Origin of the sequence: Brevibacterium sp. NPDC049920 (assembly GCF_040656435.1) — a bacterium.
Classification (GTDB): Bacteria; Actinomycetota; Actinomycetes; order Actinomycetales; family Brevibacteriaceae; genus Brevibacterium; species Brevibacterium pityocampae.
Genome location: NZ_JBFAMF010000024.1, coordinates 1 through 3,661 on the forward strand (window position 1 = coordinate 1; position 3,661 = coordinate 3,661).

Sequence of the window (3,661 nt, forward strand, 5' to 3'; positions counted from 1 at the left end):
CGCAGCACGACTACACGCGGCGTCTCATCGCTTCGCTCCCGGTGCCCGATCCGGTCGAGCAGGCCCAGCGGCGCGAGGTGGCCCGGGCGCTGCGGGAGTGAGGACATGAGCGAGCCGTCGGTCTGTCCGCCGTGGTCAAGGCGCTGGACGCTTCAGAGCCGGGCCCGCGCATGCGAGCGGCTCGCCGGCGAGTGGCCCGGCGATTGAGCCCGGGCCCGCACCGAGCGGGCCTCACCCGCTGCGGGGCATCCCCGCGCTGCTCACCGCCGCGGGTCGTCCTCTGAGGTTCCGGAGGACTCTCCGGCAGCCGTCTCCTCGCTCTCGGCGGCGACGGGGTGCTCCTGCGTGCCGCCCGCGGTCACCCGCAGGCTGCGGGCGCGGCGCACATCCTCGTCGAACTTCTTCGCCTTCTTGTCGCTGGCAGCGGTGTCGCGCGGCGGCAGCTGGAGGTCCACCTCTGCGGGGATCCCGGCCTGCAGCTCGCGTCCGCGCTCGAGCTCGGCGTCGACCTCTGCGCCGAACAGCAGGATCGCATTGATGATGTAGATCCACAGCAGCAGGATGATGACGCCGGCCAGCGCGCCGTAGGTCGCGTTGTAGTTGCCGAAGTTCGACACGTAGAAGAAGAACCCGAGTGTCGCGAGCACGGAGACGAGGATGGCGATCAGCGCACCGAAGCTGACCCACCGGAACTTCGGCTGCTGCACATTCGGCGTGGCGTAGTACAGCAGTGCCACGACGAAGACGACGATGAATGCCAGGACGAACCACTTGGCCACGTTCCACGCGCCCACCGCGGCGGAACCCAGGCCGATCAGATCGCCCACTCCTTCGGCGACCGGGCCGGACAGCACGAAGATCATCAGCGCGACAGCACCCAGCACCAGGATGAGCGCCGTGAGCAGGTACATCTGCAGGGTGAGCTTGATGCCTCCACGACCCTCGGGCACGTCGTAGATGGTATTCATCGCGCGGCCAAAGGCCTTCACATACCCCGAGGCCGACCACAGTGCGACGAGCAGACCGATGATCAGGCCGAGGCCGGGCGCCGGCGCGGTGAGCACCGACTCGAGCGGGGGACGCACGCTGTTCCAGGTGTCCTCCGGCACCACGCCCTGCACCTGGTCGAGGACGGCGGTGACGGTCTGCCCGCTCTGCCCGAACAGGCTGAGGATCGAGACCAGGGCGATGAGGCCGGGGAACACGGAGAACACGGTGCGGTAGGTGAGCCCTGCGGCCACGTCCGTGCAACCGTCGGCGGCGAACTCGCGGATGGTCGTCCGGAGCACGTACTTCCACGACGGTTTCGTGAGGTCGGTCGGATCGTCGGGCTTCCGGTCGTCCTCGGGATGCGGAGCATCCGCCGGGTGATCTGCGGATCGAGTCTCGCTCATCGTCTGCCCCCTGGTGCAGAATATGGTCTCAATAGTCAAGGCACCTTGATTATAGAGTAGATTCCGCGGCCCGGGTGCGAAGCCCCGGGGTGTGGCAGATGGCGGTGCGGGGGTTTACTCCACATCGGCAGCGGTGAGCTCGGCGGCGGCGAAGTCGAGCAGACCCGGGTGAACCGCCCTAGGTTTGATGCCGCTGCTGTTTAAGTCCGGAAGGATGGACAGCATGCCGAAGAAGATCGATCCCCAGCTGCGCGCGAGGTGCGTGCGGCTCGTGCGGGACCATGCCCAGGAGTACCCCACCTTGACCGCGGCGACGGCCGCGGTCGCTCGCCAGGAAGGTGTCTCACGTGAGTCCGTGCGGCGCTGGCTGGCGCAGGCCGAGGTCGACGACGGGACCCGGCCCGGCGTCACGAGAGAGGAGTCCGTCGAGGTGAAGCGGCTGAAGGCGGAGGTCAAGCGGCTGCGTGAGGACAACGAGATCCTGCGCCGGGCTTCGATTTTCTTCGCGGGGGAGCTCGACCCCCGCAACCGCTGATCCTCGCGTTCATCGACGAGATGAGGGCCGAGGGCTACGCAGTCGAGTCGATCCTCTGCGTCCTGCGCCAGCAGGGCTTGGGGATCGCTGCACGGACCTACCGGGCCTGGAAGAGGCCGGCCCGCATCGCTGCTAGGACGGTCACAGACGCGCTGGTCGAGGACAAGATCCGCGACCTGGCCTGGAGGTTCAACGAGGTCACCGGGCGGATGCAGATGACGCCGGAGGGCCTGTACGGGCGGCGGAAGTGGGTTGCCCTGCTCCGCCGCCAAGACGGCCTCGCCGCCACCTCCCGCGGAGCAGTGGACCGGGCCATGCGCACCCTCGGCCTCGAGGGTGTTCGCCGGGCGAAGAAGCTGCGCACCACCATCCCCGACCCCGACGGGAAACGTGCCGGTGACCTGCTGAACCGCGACTTCACCGCGTCCGCGCCGAACCTGGTGTGGGTCACAGATTTCACGTACGTGAGGACCTGGGCGGGCTTCGTCTACGTCGCGTTCGTCCTGGACGTGTTCGCCCAGCGGATCGTGGGCTGGCTCGCCAGCTCCAGCATGCGCACCGACCTGGTCATGACCCCATTACGGATAGCTCTGTGGCAGCGCGACCGCGACGGAAACCCCGTCTCACCTGGCGATTTGATCCACCACAGCGATGCCGGGTCCCAGTACACATCTATCCGATACACCGAGCATCTCGACCTCGAGGGCATCGCGCCGTCGATCGGTACCGTCGGCGACGCCTACGATAACGCGCTCATGGAGACCGTGAACGGCCTGTTCAAGACCGAGTGCATCCGCACCACCGTCTTCCATCCTGGGCCCTTCAGGACGCTCTCGGACGTCGAGTACGCGACGGCCGGCTGGGTCGACTGGTACAACAATCGGCGCCTCCACGGCTCCCTCGGGATGCTCACCCCGATAGAGTTCGAGACGCTCCACTACGAGGCCCTCAACCGAGAGCCCGAACCCGCAAAGTAGCGGCAGAGAACCCGGGGCGGTTCAAGTCGGCCGAGCTGCGGGAGCTGCGCAAGCGGAACCGGCTGTTGGAGCAGGAGAACGAGGTGCTGCGGTGCGCGGCGGCGTATCTGTCGCAGGCGAATCTGCCGGGAAAATGATGTACCTGCTCGTTCGCGAGCTGGCCGCTGACGGGGTCCCCGTCGCGGTGACGTGCCGGGTGCTGAAGATCGCTCGCCAGCCGTTCTACCGGTGGCTGGCCGAACCGGTCACGCAGGCCGAGTGGGACCAGGCGCACCTGGTCAACGCGATCATCGACGCGCACGCCGACGACCCGGAGTTCGGGCGCCGGCTGATCGTCGACGAGCTCCGTGACGCCGGGTTCACCGTGTCTGATCGGACGGGGTGGGAGCGGTGTAGTGAGCACGAGGTGTGGTCAGTCTCGCTCCGGCGTGACGCGTGAGATTCGGGTGGTGCTGCGGTGAGTGGTCAGGGAGGCAGAGACGACAGTGGTGTGCACTCCCGTCACGGGAGTGCACACCACTATTGTGACGAGGCGAGCTCAGTCGCGCTCAGTTACTTGCGCGAGGTCCGGCGGACGTAGGTCAGCGCGGTCAGGCCCAGGGCGATGAGGACACCAGCGGTTGCCAGCGTCATCATTGCAGAGGTTCCCGTGCGCGGAAGCGAACCGTTGTCATCGGTGTCCGGGCCGCTGTTATCGGAATCGTCACCCGGCTGGTCATCCTCCGAGCCCGGATTGGGGCCAGGGCCCTGAGTCG

The 3,661-nt window shown here is 67.4% G+C and carries 3 protein-coding genes and 1 pseudogene; 2 read left to right on the plus strand and 2 right to left on the minus strand.

Annotated elements, in window-relative coordinates; all coding sequences use genetic code 11:
• Positions 1-260 precede the first annotated feature (260 nt).
• A complete protein-coding gene (locus AB0I45_RS13755) occupies positions 261-1,394 on the minus strand; it encodes a YihY/virulence factor BrkB family protein (protein ID WP_360318910.1) in 1,134 nt (377 codons plus the stop codon).
• Positions 1,395-1,617: 223 nt separating this feature from the next.
• Here AB0I45_RS13755 and AB0I45_RS13760 point away from each other — a divergent pair.
• Both AB0I45_RS13760 and AB0I45_RS13765 read left to right on the plus strand, forming a co-directional pair.
• Positions 1,618-2,906 (plus strand): IS3 family transposase gene (locus AB0I45_RS13760; protein WP_360318913.1). Its coding sequence is split into 2 segments (ribosomal slippage): positions 1,618-1,891 and positions 1,891-2,906, totalling 1,290 coding nucleotides; the frame shifts between segments, so codons are not numbered across the junction.
• 23 nt (positions 2,907-2,929) lie between these two features.
• Positions 2,930-3,270 (plus strand): annotated as a pseudogene (locus AB0I45_RS13765) (IS3 family transposase); the annotation flags it as partial.
• A 188-nt stretch (positions 3,271-3,458) separates the two neighbouring features.
• On the opposite strand, the gene AB0I45_RS13770 reads toward AB0I45_RS13765, so the two are convergent.
• Positions 3,459-3,661: LPXTG cell wall anchor domain-containing protein (locus tag AB0I45_RS13770; protein WP_360318916.1), on the minus strand; the 203-nt coding region annotated here is incomplete at its 5' end.